A 15,472-nucleotide genomic window follows, 5' to 3' on the forward strand; every position below is an offset into this window, starting at 1 on the left:
AAAAATCAATAAAAGACATCAGCAATAAAGATAACTACTGGTAAGGATTTAATATGACTATCCGCATTCACCCAATCAAAGCGTTCAATGATAATTATATTTGGACATTGATTAATGAAAATAATAAACAGGCGATCGTTATTGATCCTGGTCAAGCTGAGCCTGTCATGAGTTATTTGGAAGAAAATAAATTAGAGCTGACGTCTATCTGGACGACTCATCATCATCATGACCATATCGGCGGTGTCGCAGAACTGCAAGAGTCTTATCCGATGACGCATCTGGTTGCGCATACTGAGCATAATGTCGATGAAGATCAGACCATCAAAGATGGTAGTACCGTCAGTGCTTGGGGCTGTGCAGCACAAGTATGGGATGTGTCCGGTCATACTGCTAGCCACGTGGCTTATATTTTGGATATTGACGGGCTTAAACATTGCTTTTGTGGCGATACCTTATTTAGTGCTGGATGCGGACGGGTATTTACGGGGACGATTGAGCAATTACACAACAGCTTTAAGCGTTTAAATGGTTTGCCAGCTGAGACGCTGCTATATCCTGCGCATGAATACACTGCCAGTAATCTGCGCTTTGGACTATCTATTGAACCTACTAATGAAGCAATGCAGCAAACTCTGGTTCAAGCAGAAGAAAAAACCGCCCAAGGTATTCCGACGTTGCCAGTCACTCTAGAACATGAGCGCGCAGTCAATGTGTTTTTACGGACGCAAGAGCCGAGTGTGATAGCAGGGGTGAAGTCTAAAGCAACTATCGATGATGATAAATCTTTGGCTGTATTTGCTGCGTTACGTGAGCTTAAAAATAGCTTTTAAACCATAACGGGCGCTTCGACTGACGTTTTGATAGTTATTAGCTGCGTATTCTTTCTGTCGTCATATTTATTATCTTAGGAAGCCACCGTTATGGGTCGTTATATCTTAAAAAGGTTACTGCTGATATTACCGACGCTTTTTTTGATATTGCTCGCAAACTTTGTGATTGTACAAGCAGCGCCTGGTGGTCCTATCGAGCAGCAACTGGCGCTTATTGAGCAAGGTGAAAAAGACAATGCGCTTGGCGGTAATATTGGCGCGGGTAGTGCGGGAAATAACAGTACCTATCAAGGTACGCGTGGCTTATCTGAGGAAATGGTTGCAGCGATTAATGCCCAATACGGCTTTGATAAATCGGCACCTGAGCGCTTTTGGCTCATGTTAAAGAATTACGCTCAGCTAGATTTTGGCGAGTCTTTTTTTAAAGGACAGTCGGTAACAGATTTAATTATCGAGAAATTACCCGTTTCTATCTCGCTTGGACTCTGGAGCACGCTGCTGATTTATATGATAGCGATTCCACTAGGTATCTATAAAGCCATGCATCATGGCTCGGGGATTGATAAAGTTACTGCTATGCTACTGGCTATCGGGCATGCAATACCCGTTTTCGTATTTGCCGTTATATTACTGGTGTTTTTTGCCGGTGGTAGCTACTGGAATATCTTTCCACTGCAAGGCTTGACCTCTGAGAACTTCGATCAATTAAGCGCGCTGGGTAAAATCAAAGATTACTTTTGGCATTTAGCGCTGCCGCTGCTGGCAAGTACGATTGGCGGTTTTGCTGGCTTGACCTACCTGACCAAGTTTAGCTTTTTAGAAGAGCTGGGTAAGCAATATGTGCTCACCGCCCGTGCCAAAGGCTTGGGTGAGCGTCAAGTGTTATACGGGCATGTTTTCCGTAATGCCATGCTGATTATTATCGCGGGTATTCCAGCGGCTATCGTTGGCATTTTCTTTGCCGGAAACTTCTTAATCGAGATTATTTTTAAACTTGATGGTTTGGGGTTGTTAGGTTTTGAAGCCATTCAGCAGCGCGATTATCCGGTGATATTTGGTACATTGTTTATTTTTACCTTGGTCGGACTGTTATTACAGTTAATCAGTGATTTGAGTTATCACTTAATTGATCCTCGTATTGATTTTGAGGGGCGCTAATGTCAAGTTATCCATTACCTTCAACGCCTTCATCTGCATCTCCTGTCTCTATGCCAAAAAAACGTCGCCTAAATCCTATCTGGCAGGCACGCCTAAACCGTTTTCGCCAAAATCGTCTTGGCGTCGTATCATTATTCATTTTTGCGCTGATATTCGTCATTTGTATGGCAGCCAATGTGATTGCCAATGACAAGCCGCTACTGGTGCAGTATCAAGGCGATTATTACTTTCCTGTCCTAAAAGCTTATCCTGAAACGGCTTTTGGTGGGGTGTTTGAGACTGAAGCCAATTATAAAGACCCTGCGGTACAGACGCTGATTGATGAGCAGGGTTTTTACATTATGCCGCCGATTCCATTTGCCGATCAGACACCAAACGTTGAGCTGGGTATTCCATATCCAGCAGCGCCCAATAGCCAGAACTGGCTTGGTACTGATGACTTAGGCCGCGATGTGCTGGCACGGATACTTTATGGCATGCGCGTGTCGTTACTTTTTGGTTTAGCATTGACACTTGCTGGGGCAGTGATTGGTATTATCGTCGGTGCAATACAAGGCTATTACGGTGGTTGGATAGATTTGGCAGGGCAGCGCTTCATGGAAGTATGGGGCGGTATGCCGCAGCTGTTTATGATTATTATTTTGGTCAGCTTATTCAGCCCTAGTATCTTTATGCTATTTGCAATGATGCTGTTATTTGGTTGGATGGGACTGGTTGGTTTGGTACGGGCAGAGTTTTTGCGCGCGCGTAACTTTGACTATGTACGTGCTGCGCGTAATCTTGGGGTATCCGACAGTCAAATCATGCTAAGGCATATCTTGCCCAATGCCCTAGCGTCAAGTTTGTCACAGCTGCCATTTATATTGACAGCTAATATTATCGCTTTAACGGCACTAGATTTCTTGGGTTATGGCTTGCCACCTGGTTCACCATCGCTTGGTGAGCTTATGGTACAAGGTAAAAACAATCTCGATGCGCCTTGGCTTGCACTATCTGGATTTTTTAGTTTGACCTTTATTTTATCATTGCTGATTTTCGTTGGCGAAGCGCTGCGTGATGCGTTTGATCCGAGGCGTTCTTAAGATGACTATGATTGATACGCAAACTGACAGCCTAAACGTAAATCGTAGCAATACACAGCAAAAGCTAATATTGAGTGTCGATAAGCTCAGTATTCTTACCAATACCGGCGTAACGTTAGTTGATAATCTGTCTTATACGCTTAGGCAAGGACGAACCCTTGCTATCGTAGGTGAATCAGGCTCTGGCAAATCCATTGCAAGTCTCGCGCTATTAGGCTTATTGCCAGACAGTTTGACCGTTAGCGGTGAGGTGAAGCTAGCAGGGTCAGCAGGGTTGACTGTGCTACCGATAGCCAATGCCAATGCCAATGCCAATGTTAGTGTTAGTGCTAAGGCACGTAACGCTGCGCTGCGCTCTATTCGCGGACAGCGCATCGGCATGGTGTTTCAAGAGCCGATGACGGCGCTCAATCCACTACATACAGTTGCCAAACAAATTGCAGAATCACTACGTCTAGTTGGTGTGCCCAAGAAACAATGGCAAAGTCAAACAATCGATTTACTAAATGATGTCAATATTACCAATCCGATTGATAAGCTGAACCGCTATCCGCATGAGCTATCAGGTGGTCAACGTCAACGGGTCATGATTGCCATGGCATTGGCACAGCAGCCTGATATTTTAATCGCTGATGAGCCGACCACCGCGCTTGATGTGACTCTCCAACATGAGATTCTCACCCTATTAGATGATCTTAAGCGTCAGCATAATATGGCGATGGTGCTTATTAGCCATGACCTCAATCTGGTCAGGCGCTACAGTGATGAAGTAATTGTCATGCGCCAAGGGCAAACGATTGAGCAGGGGCAAACCGCAGCGGTGTTTAACCAGCCCAAAGCCGAATATACCCGCTCGTTAATCAAACAAGACTTTGGCCAAGCACTGAACTTCTCTAATGATGATCAAAGTCATCCACCAACCGTATTGCAAGTCAGCAATTTACAAGTACAGTTTCCCATTGAAAAAAGTCTGTTTGGTGGTACTAAGCGCTGGTTTGATGCGGTGAAAAGCGTTGATATGACGCTACAGAAAGGCTGGGCGTTAGGCATTGTAGGTGAGTCAGGCTCTGGAAAAACCACGATAGCGCTTGCGTTAAGTCAATTACTTAGCAATCAAGCGCGTGTGGGTGGCGAAATAATGGTCAATGGACAAGATATTTCAGTATTGTCCAAGGGTGAGCTACGTCAGTTCCGCTCGCAAATTCAAATGGTATTTCAAGACCCCTTTGCCAGTATTAATTCACGTATGACGGTGATGCAAATCATTGAAGAAGGATTGCTCGTACAAGGCGTTGATAAGGCAGCACGGCGGCAGGCAGTGATGGATAGCCTTACTACCGTGCATCTGCCAGCTGAGTTTGCGCATCGCTATCCACATGAGTTGTCAGGTGGTCAGCGTCAACGGGTAGCACTTGCGCGCGCCCTTATTATGCAGCCGAGTCTATTGATATTGGATGAGCCGACGTCCGCGCTTGATAGTACCACGCAGGTGACCGTCGTTAATTTACTACGTGAAATTCAACAGAAATTGCAAATAAGTTATGTGTTTATTAGCCATGACTTAAAAGTGGTGCGCGCCTTATGTCAGCAAATTATGGTGCTTAAAGATGGCATATGTATTGAGTCTGGACGTACTGAAGATGTTTTTAATAGCCCACAGCATCCCTATGCGCAGCAGTTGCTGCAGGCGAGTATGATTTAGCTTAGCCAAAAAGAGTTAAGCAGATAGAGCCAAATAAGCAGAACATGGCAGTTCATACTAATTGCGATATCCTAAAAATAGCAGTGATACAATAAGTTAAACAGACGTTTACTTTAGTTAGAGGCTTAACTTTGTTTAATTTTTAGTTAAAGAGTAGTTTAAATCGCTGCTTTAAAGGATTGTCATCGCTATTATTACCCTCATTAAAAAGGATTTTTACTCATGAAAAAACAAAACAGTATTGCTAAATTAGTAAATAATAAGTTAGTAAATACCAATGGATTGCAGAATGTCGGTTATTTAGCCGTTGCTAAAACACGCGCTAAAGTCTTAAAAGCGTTCGCTTATGTTGTTCCAATTAGAAGACCAATGCTATTTGTCGGTGAGACCTCTTGTGAAGAGCTATGTGATATGGCCATCAACGAAGGCAGCACCAATGTATTTATCGTCACTGATACCGTGCTTAATAAGCTTGGAATTCCAGCCAAAGTGACTGATTATCTAGATAGCAAAAATATCAGCTATACCGTTTATGACGGCATTACCCCAGACCCTACTTTTAAAGTTGTCGAAGAGGGACTGCGCAAATCTATCGATGCTAAGTGCGATTCGATTATTGCCATCGGTGGTGGTTCGGTCATTGATGCAGCTAAGATGATTGCGATGTCACAAGGTAATGGCTGCAAGCCGCAACAGCTTATCGGCATTCTTAAAGCCAGAAAGCCTTCGGTTCCACTTTATTGTATTCCGACCACTGCTGGTACGGGTTCAGAAGCAACCCTTGGTGCAGTAGTATCAGACGATAAAACGCATCAAAAAGCGCTGTCTATTGACCCAAGAATGGTGCCATTAGCAGCGGCTATTGACCCTGTTATTATGAAAGGCATGCCTGCTCATATCACAGCAGATACGGGTATTGATGTATTGACTCATGCGTTAGAAGCTTGGATGAGTGCTAATGCGAGCGTCGAGACCGATTATTATGCAGCTTCTGCGGTCAAATCTGTGATGCAAAACCTACCGCTGGTTTATAAAGACGGCGGCAATCTTAAAGCCAGAGAAGCAATGGGTATTGCAGCCCATTACGGCGGTATCGCCTTTAATAAAGCGGGTCTCGGTTACGTCCATGCTATCGCCCACCAGTTGGGGGCGTATTATAGTATTCCTCACGGTCGTGCCAATGCCATCGTGCTGCCGTATGTGCTTGATGTCAATCGTCAAGGAAGTAAAAAAAGACTGGCAGAGTTGGCTCGCAAGACTGGTATGGTAAAATCAGGACAAGCTAGTAAGAGTGATGCTGAGATTGCCGACCACCTCATCGCGCAAGTACGCGAACTGATTGCCGCCTTGAATATCGATCCAACGGTGAAAGGCATGCAAAGCAGTGATTTTGATAAAATTGCCAAAGCAGCAGCAAAAGAAGTCAGTGATACTTATGCAGTACCGACTTATCTATCAGCGTCTGAAATCAAGGCTATTTTAACCAAGATTCAGCAAGCCAGTGATGAGCGTTCTGCTGCAAAATAAAAAAGTAACTATGCTACACAAGCTGCCTAAGATATATTGATGTAATATAAAAGAGCACACTACGCTGTCCGTAATGTGCTCTTTTTTTAATTATCATACTTTGTATCAAGCTTATCTTATTAAGAAATTGTGTATAATTCAGGATTATACTGTTTAGTTATATTAAATAATATCTAATAACTATTAAATTTTTATAACAATATAGGTATAGTTTAGTGAGGTCAAAGAGTTATCATGGTTATATTATATTACTTTTAGGAGGTATCGATGAATCATAAATTAAAGACGGGTGCTATTACGATGGCTGTAGCAGCCATCAGTATGGTTTTCGTTGGCTGTGCTGCCACCGAAAATACGCCCGCTGTAAAAAATACTGCCATCGATAATCCTTATGCGCCAACGGATCCAAATCTCGCAGTTGCTACGGTCGCTGGCGGTTGTTTTTGGTGCGTGGAAGCGGGTTATGAAAAAATACCTGGCGTTGTAGAAGTGGTCTCTGGCTATACCGGCGGTCAATCGACCAATCCAACTTATAGCACTGTATCAGCAGGCGGCACAGGGCATACTGAAGCGGCTCAAGTCTATTATGACCGGACGAAAATCACCTATAATGGTCTCGTTCAAGCGTTATGGCGTATCGCCGATCCAACCGATGCTGACGGCCAGTATGTAGATCGTGGAACCCAGTATCGTCCTGCTATTTTTTATAATAATGCACAAGAAAAGCAGATAGCAGAAGCTGCTAAGCAATCACTGCAAGACTCTGGTGTCTATAGTAAACCAGTTGTGATTGAAATTGTTGCTGCTAGCAAGTTTTACCCTGCTGAAGAGTATCACCAAGATTATTATAAGAAAAACCCAATCCGCTATAAAGCTTATACCTTTAATTCTGGGCGCTATCAGTTTATCGAAGGTGTCTATGGTAAAGACTACGAGCTGGATTTTAGCCAGTTTAAACCTACGGCGGCAGATAGCGTACAGGCAACATCAAACAATGCGTCAGCTACTAAAGCTAGCACAGGATTCAATCCAGATACCTTTGTGAAGCCTGCACAGGATGAGCTAAAGCAGTCGCTCAGTGACATTCAATATAAAGTCACTCAAAAAGACGGCACCGAACGCGCTTTTGATAATGAATATTGGGATAATAAAGCGCCTGGGCTGTATGTCGATGTGATATCGGGGGAGCCACTATATTCCTCTCGTGATCAATACAAATCTGGCACTGGCTGGCCAAGCTTTACCCGTCCATTGAGCACAGCTATGGTCGTTGAGAAGGAAGACCGAGGGATATTCGGAAGCCGTACCGAAATTCGTAGCCGCTATGCAGACTCACACGTCGGTCATGTATTTGACGATGGTCCAGCACCGACAGGCAAGCGCTACTGTATGAATTCAGCGGCAATGCGTTTTATTCCACTGGCGCAAATGGAAGCAGAAGGTTATGGCAATTGGATTGCTGAAGTAAGCTAGGTTAGTTAAGCCTCGTTATATTGTAATCAAGGATTGATTGCTAATTATTAATGATAGCTATATTGAAAGGTACGCATTAAAAAAGGATACTTAAGTATCCTTTTTTATTATCTATGGTTATTTGAAGCGTTAGAATGCAGGCTGCCGTCTAGGGATCGCACTCAAAAACTCATTGCGCGCTTGGTTATCATGGACAAATTCACCCAACATCGATGTTGTACGTGTGGTGGAGTGCTGCTTATTTACGCCGCGCATCATCATACACATATGTGCTGCATCCATCACTACTGCTACGCCGCGACAGCCAGTGACATCCATGATAGTTTGTGCCACTTGTTCGCTTAAATTTTCTTGAACTTGCAAGCGACGGGCGAACATGTCGACGATACGGGCAAATTTTGATAAGCCCAGTACTTGACCATTGGGTAAATAGCCTATATGAGCGATACCATGAAAAGGCAGCATATGATGTTCGCACAATGAATAAAATTCAATATTTTGTACCAATACCAGCTCGCGATTGCTCGATGGAAACAGGGCGTCGTTGACGACTTCATCCAAGCTTTGATGATAACCTTGGGTTAAATGTGCAAAAGCTTTTGCGGCACGCATCGGCGTCTCTTCAAGACCGGGACGCTGTAAGTCCTCGCCAGTTGAGAGAATAAGTTGACGATAAGACTCAACGCTTTCTTGGTAATTTGATGCTATTGTTGGGGTGTTACTCATAAGTTTGGCAGCCATCCAAAATGTGGGTGTAGCTTAACGCTAAATCCCTAATTACGAACAGTTACAAATAACTGTTGTAAAGGATTTTTATAAAAATTGTGCAAGCTGGGAAGGGCTGTGATTATACTTGAAATCTCCTTAACTTCATACTGCTGTGGCGAGCAGTTGGGCGTTTAATCGATATTAGACGACATTATAAGGGAATACAGTTTACGACTGTTTACTTAAATTAATTCGTGTATAATGACTTATTTTATAATTTGTACTTTTTACGCTGTGATATTCATCGTATCTAATCACTCTAAATAACCTAATATGATTAAATAATTTTGATCGACCCAAAAGGAAATATTATGCTACTACAAGGACAACGATTTGTCGTGACAGGCATTGCGAGCAAACTGTCTATCGCTTGGGCTATCGCGGAGGCACTGCACCGTGAAGGTGCCTCATTAATTCTCACTTATCCTAATGATAAGATCAAAAAGCGTGTCGATATGGCAGCGGAGAAATTCGAAGCAGATTTGGTACTTGAGTGTGATGTGGCTTCTGATGAGTCTATCGCTGCCTGCTTTGAGCAAGTCACTGCCCATTGGGGTGATGGAATCGATGGTGTGGTACATGCGATTGGCTTTGCGCCGATGGATCAGCTTGATGGCGATTTTGTTAAGGCGACGACCCGTGAAGGCAGTCAAATTGCCCATGATATCTCAAGCTATAGTTTTGTGGCATTAGCCAAAGAAGCTCGTGCTTTATTGGCCATGCGTCATGGTTCGATGCTGACATTGACATATGAAGGTAGTATCTCGGTATTGCCAAACTACAACGTCATGGGTATGGCAAAGGCCAGCCTTGAAGCCAGTGTTCGCTATTTGGCTACTTCGATGGGCGGTGAAGGCATTCGTGTCAATGCGATCTCAGCAGGTCCTATTCGCACGCTTGCTGCCAGTGGCATCAAATCATTCCGTAAAATGCTCGATATCAGCGAAAAAATCGCGCCGTTACAACGTAATATCACACAGACCGAAGTCGGTAATGCGGCGCTTTTCTTGCTATCACCTTGGGCATCTGGTATTACCGGTGAGATTATGTTTGTTGACGCAGGTTTTAATACTGTGGCTATCAGTGAGCAGTTAATGATGCTTGATGAGCCGAAATAATCCACTTCAATAGTCGGTTATAGGGTTTTATAGATCAGGAAGGCAGCCAATAGGTTGCCTTTTTTGGTTATAATAGATGCTTTTTGGTGATAAGCCATTAGGCGGCGAATATGATAACCAAATTACCAAAGTGGATATTGTGGGGCGGGGGAGTACTGGCATTCAGTGCTGGCTGTGTTAACACTGCTGCGTTAATGGGGTTTACCAATCTATCGGTTTCTCATGTCACTGGCAATGTAAGCTTATTTGCAGCGGCTATTGCTTACTTGGATGTGCGTAGTATCTTGTATATCGGTGCGCTGCTATTGTCTTTTTTGGCAGGTGCGATACTGAGCGGTTATGTGATTGGGCAGACATCATTAAAGTTAGGTAGGCGCTATGGTAGTGCGCTATATATCGAGGCGGCACTGCTAATGGCCAGCTACTGGTTGTATCAGCAGCATGATTATTTAGGACAGTTGGCAGCGGCAATGGCATGCGGATTACAGAATGCCATGGTAGCGACTTATAGCGGTGCGGTTATTCGTACCACCCATTTGACAGGTTTGACATCAGATATGGGCGCTGCTATTGGCAACTGGTTGGCGGGCCGATCGATTAGCAAACCGACATTAGGGTTTCAAGCCATTATTTGGTATTGCTTTTGCGGTGGCAGCGCCGTTGGAGCATTTTTATTCGCCAAGGTTGGCTACGAAGCGCTATTTGTACCCATTGCTATCGTCTTGACGGCAGCATTTATATATAACTATGTCTCAGATCGCCTGCCAGAAAAAAGAGAGCCAAAAAATAAAAGGCACTCATCATAACGATCAGTACCTTTTATTTTTTGCTTTGAGGTAATAATAAAGCTGTGATTTAGTTTTTACCTTCTTCCTTATGGTCTTCATGTTCATGCAACCCTTGCATCATATCGAGTGCAGAGTCGTCGGTACGCTGCTGATCTTTTTTAGCCAAACCGTCTTGATTGATATCTCTTGGTGACATTTTAGTGGTTGAGTCTGTTTTATTTGCATCTGTCATAAAGTGCTCCTATTTATTGTTATTCATTTTCCGATATAAATACTAATAAAAAATAGTTGTTAAGCTATTACTGGTATTAGAAATTTATTTTGACTTATTTAGTATGAGATAGCACCATACGCTTGTACATACTAAGTGTACGCTTGTTTAGTGACGATGTGTAACCGCACATCACAAGGCTTGCGACTTGATGAAAAGCGATTACTTAGCTATAGGTTGCTCACTCTGTGTTCGATTTAACAATAATAAGCTGTTGAGTCAAGTTTTTAATTAAAATGTGAACGGGTTTATGAGAAAGATTTATCTCTGTAAAGTACTGTTTTAAGGTGCATTTCGTAAAATGCATCAAAGTAATTTTTTACCTTTGAAATGACAATATTTATTGCAAATCTTATAAGGGCTTTGTTGCATCAGATTTTTGTTATATATCTGTTATTATGACAACGTATTTTTTACGGTTGCTGGTTGAATCAGTGTCAATCGCTAACATACGTTTTTATTTTAGCGTCTTTTTACACTGTCTTTGGGAAAATAAGGACATTTTATGTCAGAGCAAAAATTAGATAGCCATCTTCCTGATGATGGCAACGAGTATTTATTTACCGATACCTTTCCAAAGGGTACCGGTAAAGGGTTGATAGTGGTCGCTATTGCGGCGGTTATTAGTATAATTATCTTTAATGTATTGCCATTCGATATCAATGCCAATAAGGGTCTTGCCTTATTGTTCTTCATCGGCGTATTGTGGCTAACGGAAGCGTTGCATGTCACCATTACGGCACTATTGGTAGTCGTGGTTGGTGCCTTAGTTGGTATACCGGAATTCGATGCCGAAATAGGCTTACAAAGCTTTGCCAATCCAACGATTTATTTGTTTTTTGGTGGTTTTGCTTTAGCTGCAGCCTTGCATGTGCAGCAATTGGATAAAAAAATCGCTTTAAAGATACTGTCTATGTCAGGCGGAAAACTAAGCACGGCGGTATTTTTGATATTTGGCGTGACCGCATTTTTGTCGATGTGGATATCGAATACTGCAACGGCGGCGATGATGTTGCCATTAGCACTGGGTATTTTAACGCAAGTTGACCGTGAAAAAGACCGAGGTACTTTTGTATTTGTACTATTAGGTATCGCTTATTCAGCAAGCCTTGGTGGTTTAGGTACGATCGTTGGTTCGCCACCAAATGCTATCGCTGCAAAAGCGCTCAATATTGCTTTTGTGGACTGGATGAAGTTTGGTGTGCCGATGATGCTGGTATTATTGCCGCTATTGTTAGGCGCGATGTATGTGTTTTTGAAGCCCAACCTGAATCGTAAAATTGTATTGGTTGAAGATGAGCCTATTGTATGGAATAAACCTCGTGTAGTGACGATTATCGTCTTTATTGTCACCGCATTGAGCTGGATTTTTTCCAAAAAGATCGGTGCTGCGCTTGATATTACGGATACTGACGCGGTTATTGCCTTATCAGCTGCTGCCGCTGTGGTCAGCTTAGGCTTGGTATCGTGGAAGCAGGTGTCTGATAATACCGATTGGGGTGTACTCATGCTGTTCGGTGGTGGTATTGCCCTGTCGACGATTCTGAAAGTGTCAGGTGCGTCCTTGGTATTGGGGGAGACGGTCGCTAATGCGTTGTCTTCTGCACCGCTTATTGTGGTGATGATTGCGGTATCAGCATTTATTATTTTCTTAACGGAGTTTGCTTCTAATACCGCCTCTGCCGCACTGCTGGTTCCCGTATTTGCTGCCATTGCAGAGCAGATGGGTTTACCGCACGAAGTGTTGGTATTGGTCATCGGTATTGGTGCATCTTGTGCCTTTATGCTACCCGTTGCGACACCGCCAAATGCGATTGTCTTTGGTACGGGGTTGATTAAACAGAGCGAAATGATCCGTACAGGTGTCATTCTTAATATCATTGCTACCTTTGTCGTCGGATTGTGGGCTTATTTCTTCTTAATATAGTTTATCAATTACATTAATCATAATTTATGAAACCCAATGTCTCAATAATCACGAGCCATTGGGTTTTTTTGTTTCTCTTTTCTGTTCCTTTTTACGGTTAGTCGATGTATAACATAGTGATTTGTTAGGAAAATAAATAAGATGGCGCACTCCAACTCTAATAACAAGCAATTAAATACTATCGCAGCTATTTCCGACATTCATAGTAATGTCTTCGCGCTTGAAGCCGTGCTGACTGATATTAAACAGCGCGATATTGATCAAATTGTTAATCTGGGCGATATTTTATACGGACCGATTGCCCCTAAAGATACCTATGCGCTCTTAATGGCACAGCAGAACGATATCATTACTATTCGAGGTAATCAGGATAGACAGATTTATGAAGCGACAACGGCGGAGATTGGCAACAACGCAACCATGGCTTTTATCATAGAGGACTTGCCTAAAGCAGCGGTTAAGTGGCTGCAGAATTTGCCGTTTGATTGTCATTTGAGTGAGAATATTTATCTGTGCCATGGGTCACCAACCGATGACATGGTATATTTGTTAGAAAATATCGAGACGGGTCAGCCGACCTTACGTGATAATCTAGACATTTTGGCACAGCTTAACGGTATTGGCAGTTCAGTGATCGTATGTGGTCATACTCATATTCCTCGTACAGTCACGCTATCGACAGGGCAGATGGTCGTCAATACAGGTAGCGTTGGTTACCCTGCTTATAAAGATGATTTGCCTATTTTGCATAAGATGCAAACCTATTCGCCCCATGCCAGTTATGCGCTTATCAAATGTGCTGACACTGAACAAGGTAAATGCTGGCAAGTTGAGCATATCAATGTGCCTTATGATTATGAAGCTGCGGCTAAATTGGCTTCAATGAACGGTCGTAAAGACTGGGCGTTTGCACTGAGAACAGGGCGAGTATTGCCTTGATGAGCAATTAAATATATAAGTATCAGGATTTTGCCTATTTTTAGCATGATTTATTAAGTTGCAAGCTATGATATGCATCAATATCTCTATGACCACACCAAACCTCTTTCAATGCGGGTAGCGCTTGAATATCTATTTGCCTAAAAAAACCGTCTACATTAAGCTGTCGATAATTCGCTCCTCGCTCCATTAGTTGATTAGAAAATAAAGAAAAGCTTGCAACTGGCGTCTCAGAATGGCTATAGATATGAATACTAATAACATTAGCTCCCTCTTTGCCGCCTAGACCTTTACGCCAAAAACCATGGCTTTGGCTGTTTATCTCATCGACTATGGCTTGCATTTTTTCAGGCTGATGCTTTGCGTCGTAAGATAGTAGAATAGGGTTTGAATAAGGGTTTTCAATTTCAACTTTGCTGATGTCATGATAAGTAGCTCTTGATGTTGAGCTTGATTCTTTATTTGTACAGGAAGTTAAACACAACACTATCGGTAAAAATATAGTCGCTATAAATGTCAGCTTAATAGCTATCAAAATGCCCATATTGATCCTTTTTATATGATTCATCTAACATCACACATTTTACTCAGAAGTTATTAACGTACAAGGTAATTCTTTATGCCAACACTCTTTATGTTACAGCTTGGTGGTCGCCCCAAAGGTCGTTTGATTGAGCAGCATGATATTTTCTTTGGTGTGGCCAATCAGGTGAGCGAGCTGGTAGACGATATCAATCACCACTGGCCTGAAGTCAAAAACAAATGGCATATTGATTCATACAGAGCGATTACCAAAGTGGGAAACCATACTGTTAAATTGATCGAGTCAAACAATCAAACAGCGAATGATAACGGTTTAAAACTGTTCTTTATTAATTTAGGCGGCTATCAGCAGGGGAGTTTTGAAGAGTTTCATCATAAACTGCTTATCGTCGCTGCTACTCAAGCAGATGCTATTAAACAAGCCAAACAAAGTACATTTTATAAAGAATTTACTTTTAAAGATAAAGACTCACCTTTTAATGCCGCATCGCACATTGATGATAAATTTCAGGTAGATATCGATGATATATACAACGTCAATGACCTTGTCTCAAACATACAGATTTTAATTGAGCCTACGATTCATAATAGTCACGAACTTGCAAATGCTGATGAAGATAAAGAGTATGTTGGTTATCTAAGTATCAAGAATTTAAGGAAGTTACTTTAGGCTTGTTCTCAATTGACGAGACTAGAGTTTAATGGACTAAAAGCTGTTATATCTCCATCATGCTTTGCAAGTTTTTAGATAATATATTTACATTTTCTGCGAAACCTCCTTTGACTGACAAGAATTTATTTCATTTTTAGTCTCATGATTTAATTAAGGACACACCCTAATATGGCTTTAAATATGTACTATAAAAATGGCATGATTCGCAAATCGCGTTGCCAAATCTCAGATGAGCTATTACCCACCCTTTATCAGATTCATGATAATGCTAAGTTTCCACAACTCACTTGGTTGATTGATAATGTGTATGAAAATCCGCAGATTCAACCTGATGTCGCACAAGCATTAGCTGATGAAATGGTAGCGTTTGAGAGGTTAATACTTTCGCTGCATCTGCCTTTTCCTAGGCTGCCATTGCAAAAGTTGCAGAATTTCTTTACGGGGGCTGCTATTCGTCAACAGATTATTTATACAAGTAGCGTTTGAGCTTACAAATAATTTATTCATAAAAATAAAATAGGACTGGCAGGTTTGAAAAATTTTATAAAATGTCACTACTGAACCACGAATTTACGAATCTTTTATGATCTATCAATGCATCACAGAAAAGGGTGATCATTTACGTTTGGATGTGATTAATAGCGATATTGGTTATATGCTCAAGTATTAT

General features: G+C 42.2%; 15 protein-coding genes. 12 read left to right on the forward strand and 3 right to left on the reverse strand.

Annotated features, from left to right (window positions below; all coding sequences use genetic code 11):
- The first annotated feature begins 53 nt into the window (after positions 1-53).
- The 6 genes from gloB (at position 54) to msrB (ending at position 7,775) form a co-directional block, all read left to right on the forward strand.
- Complete coding sequence (gene gloB, locus JMW94_RS03355; RefSeq protein ID WP_201601140.1) at positions 54-833, forward strand: hydroxyacylglutathione hydrolase; 780 nt, start codon at positions 54-56, stop codon at positions 831-833.
- A gap of 90 nt (positions 834-923) precedes the next feature.
- Entirely contained in the window at positions 924-1,991 is a 1,068-nt protein-coding gene (locus tag JMW94_RS03360; RefSeq protein WP_201601143.1) for a microcin C ABC transporter permease YejB, read from the forward strand.
- A gap of 50 nt (positions 1,992-2,041) precedes the next feature.
- A complete protein-coding gene (locus tag JMW94_RS03365; RefSeq protein WP_201601370.1) occupies positions 2,042-3,073 on the forward strand; it encodes an ABC transporter permease in 1,032 nt (343 codons plus the stop codon).
- Between the two features lie 7 nt (positions 3,074-3,080).
- Complete coding sequence (locus tag JMW94_RS03370; protein WP_201601372.1) at positions 3,081-4,775, forward strand: ABC transporter ATP-binding protein; 1,695 nt, start codon at positions 3,081-3,083, stop codon at positions 4,773-4,775.
- A 222-nt stretch (positions 4,776-4,997) separates the two neighbouring features.
- Positions 4,998-6,302, forward strand: a complete 1,305-nt coding sequence (locus JMW94_RS03375; RefSeq protein WP_201601146.1) for an iron-containing alcohol dehydrogenase — start codon at positions 4,998-5,000, stop codon at positions 6,300-6,302.
- A gap of 267 nt (positions 6,303-6,569) precedes the next feature.
- A complete protein-coding gene (gene msrB, locus JMW94_RS03380; RefSeq protein ID WP_201601163.1) occupies positions 6,570-7,775 on the forward strand; it encodes a peptide-methionine (R)-S-oxide reductase MsrB in 1,206 nt (401 codons plus the stop codon).
- A gap of 129 nt (positions 7,776-7,904) precedes the next feature.
- On the opposite strand, the gene folE is transcribed toward msrB, so the two are convergent.
- A complete protein-coding gene (gene folE, locus JMW94_RS03385) occupies positions 7,905-8,501 on the reverse strand; it encodes a GTP cyclohydrolase I FolE (RefSeq protein ID WP_201601166.1) in 597 nt (198 codons plus the stop codon).
- 353 nt (positions 8,502-8,854) lie between these two features.
- Here folE and JMW94_RS03390 point away from each other — a divergent pair, with 353 nt between their 5' ends.
- Both JMW94_RS03390 and JMW94_RS03395 read left to right on the forward strand, forming a co-directional pair.
- Entirely contained in the window at positions 8,855-9,661 is an 807-nt protein-coding gene (locus JMW94_RS03390; RefSeq protein ID WP_060491067.1) for an enoyl-ACP reductase, read from the forward strand.
- A 110-nt stretch (positions 9,662-9,771) separates the two neighbouring features.
- The gene (locus JMW94_RS03395) at positions 9,772-10,467 is read left to right on the forward strand and encodes a YoaK family protein (protein ID WP_201601169.1); all 696 of its coding nucleotides are present in this window, start codon (positions 9,772-9,774) and stop codon (positions 10,465-10,467) included.
- Positions 10,468-10,516: 49 nt separating this feature from the next.
- Here JMW94_RS03395 and JMW94_RS03400 read toward each other — a convergent pair whose 3' ends face one another.
- Complete coding sequence (locus JMW94_RS03400; protein WP_198329880.1) at positions 10,517-10,681, reverse strand: hypothetical protein; 165 nt, start codon at positions 10,679-10,681, stop codon at positions 10,517-10,519.
- A 544-nt stretch (positions 10,682-11,225) separates the two neighbouring features.
- On the opposite strand from JMW94_RS03400, the gene JMW94_RS03405 reads away from it, so the two are divergent.
- Entirely contained in the window at positions 11,226-12,647 is a 1,422-nt protein-coding gene (locus tag JMW94_RS03405; RefSeq protein ID WP_201601194.1) for an SLC13 family permease, read from the forward strand.
- Between the two features lie 141 nt (positions 12,648-12,788).
- Complete coding sequence (locus JMW94_RS03410) at positions 12,789-13,586, forward strand: metallophosphoesterase family protein (RefSeq protein ID WP_201601197.1); 798 nt, start codon at positions 12,789-12,791, stop codon at positions 13,584-13,586.
- Between the two features lie 40 nt (positions 13,587-13,626).
- On the opposite strand, the gene JMW94_RS03415 is transcribed toward JMW94_RS03410, so the two are convergent.
- On the reverse strand, positions 13,627-14,130 hold the full coding sequence (locus tag JMW94_RS03415) for a hypothetical protein (RefSeq protein ID WP_201601200.1): 504 nt from the start codon (positions 14,128-14,130) through the stop codon (positions 13,627-13,629).
- A 75-nt stretch (positions 14,131-14,205) separates the two neighbouring features.
- On the opposite strand from JMW94_RS03415, the gene JMW94_RS03420 reads away from it, so the two are divergent.
- Both JMW94_RS03420 and JMW94_RS03425 read left to right on the forward strand, forming a co-directional pair.
- Positions 14,206-14,799 carry a DUF1543 domain-containing protein gene (locus JMW94_RS03420; RefSeq protein ID WP_201601204.1) on the forward strand — a complete coding sequence of 198 codons (594 nt, stop codon included), beginning with the start codon at positions 14,206-14,208 and terminating at the stop codon, positions 14,797-14,799.
- A 171-nt stretch (positions 14,800-14,970) separates the two neighbouring features.
- A complete protein-coding gene (locus JMW94_RS03425; protein WP_201553814.1) occupies positions 14,971-15,288 on the forward strand; it encodes a hypothetical protein in 318 nt (105 codons plus the stop codon).
- Positions 15,289-15,472: the final 184 nt, after the last annotated feature.

The organism is Psychrobacter immobilis, from assembly GCF_904846185.1.
GTDB lineage: Bacteria > Pseudomonadota > Gammaproteobacteria > Pseudomonadales > Moraxellaceae > Psychrobacter > Psychrobacter immobilis_B.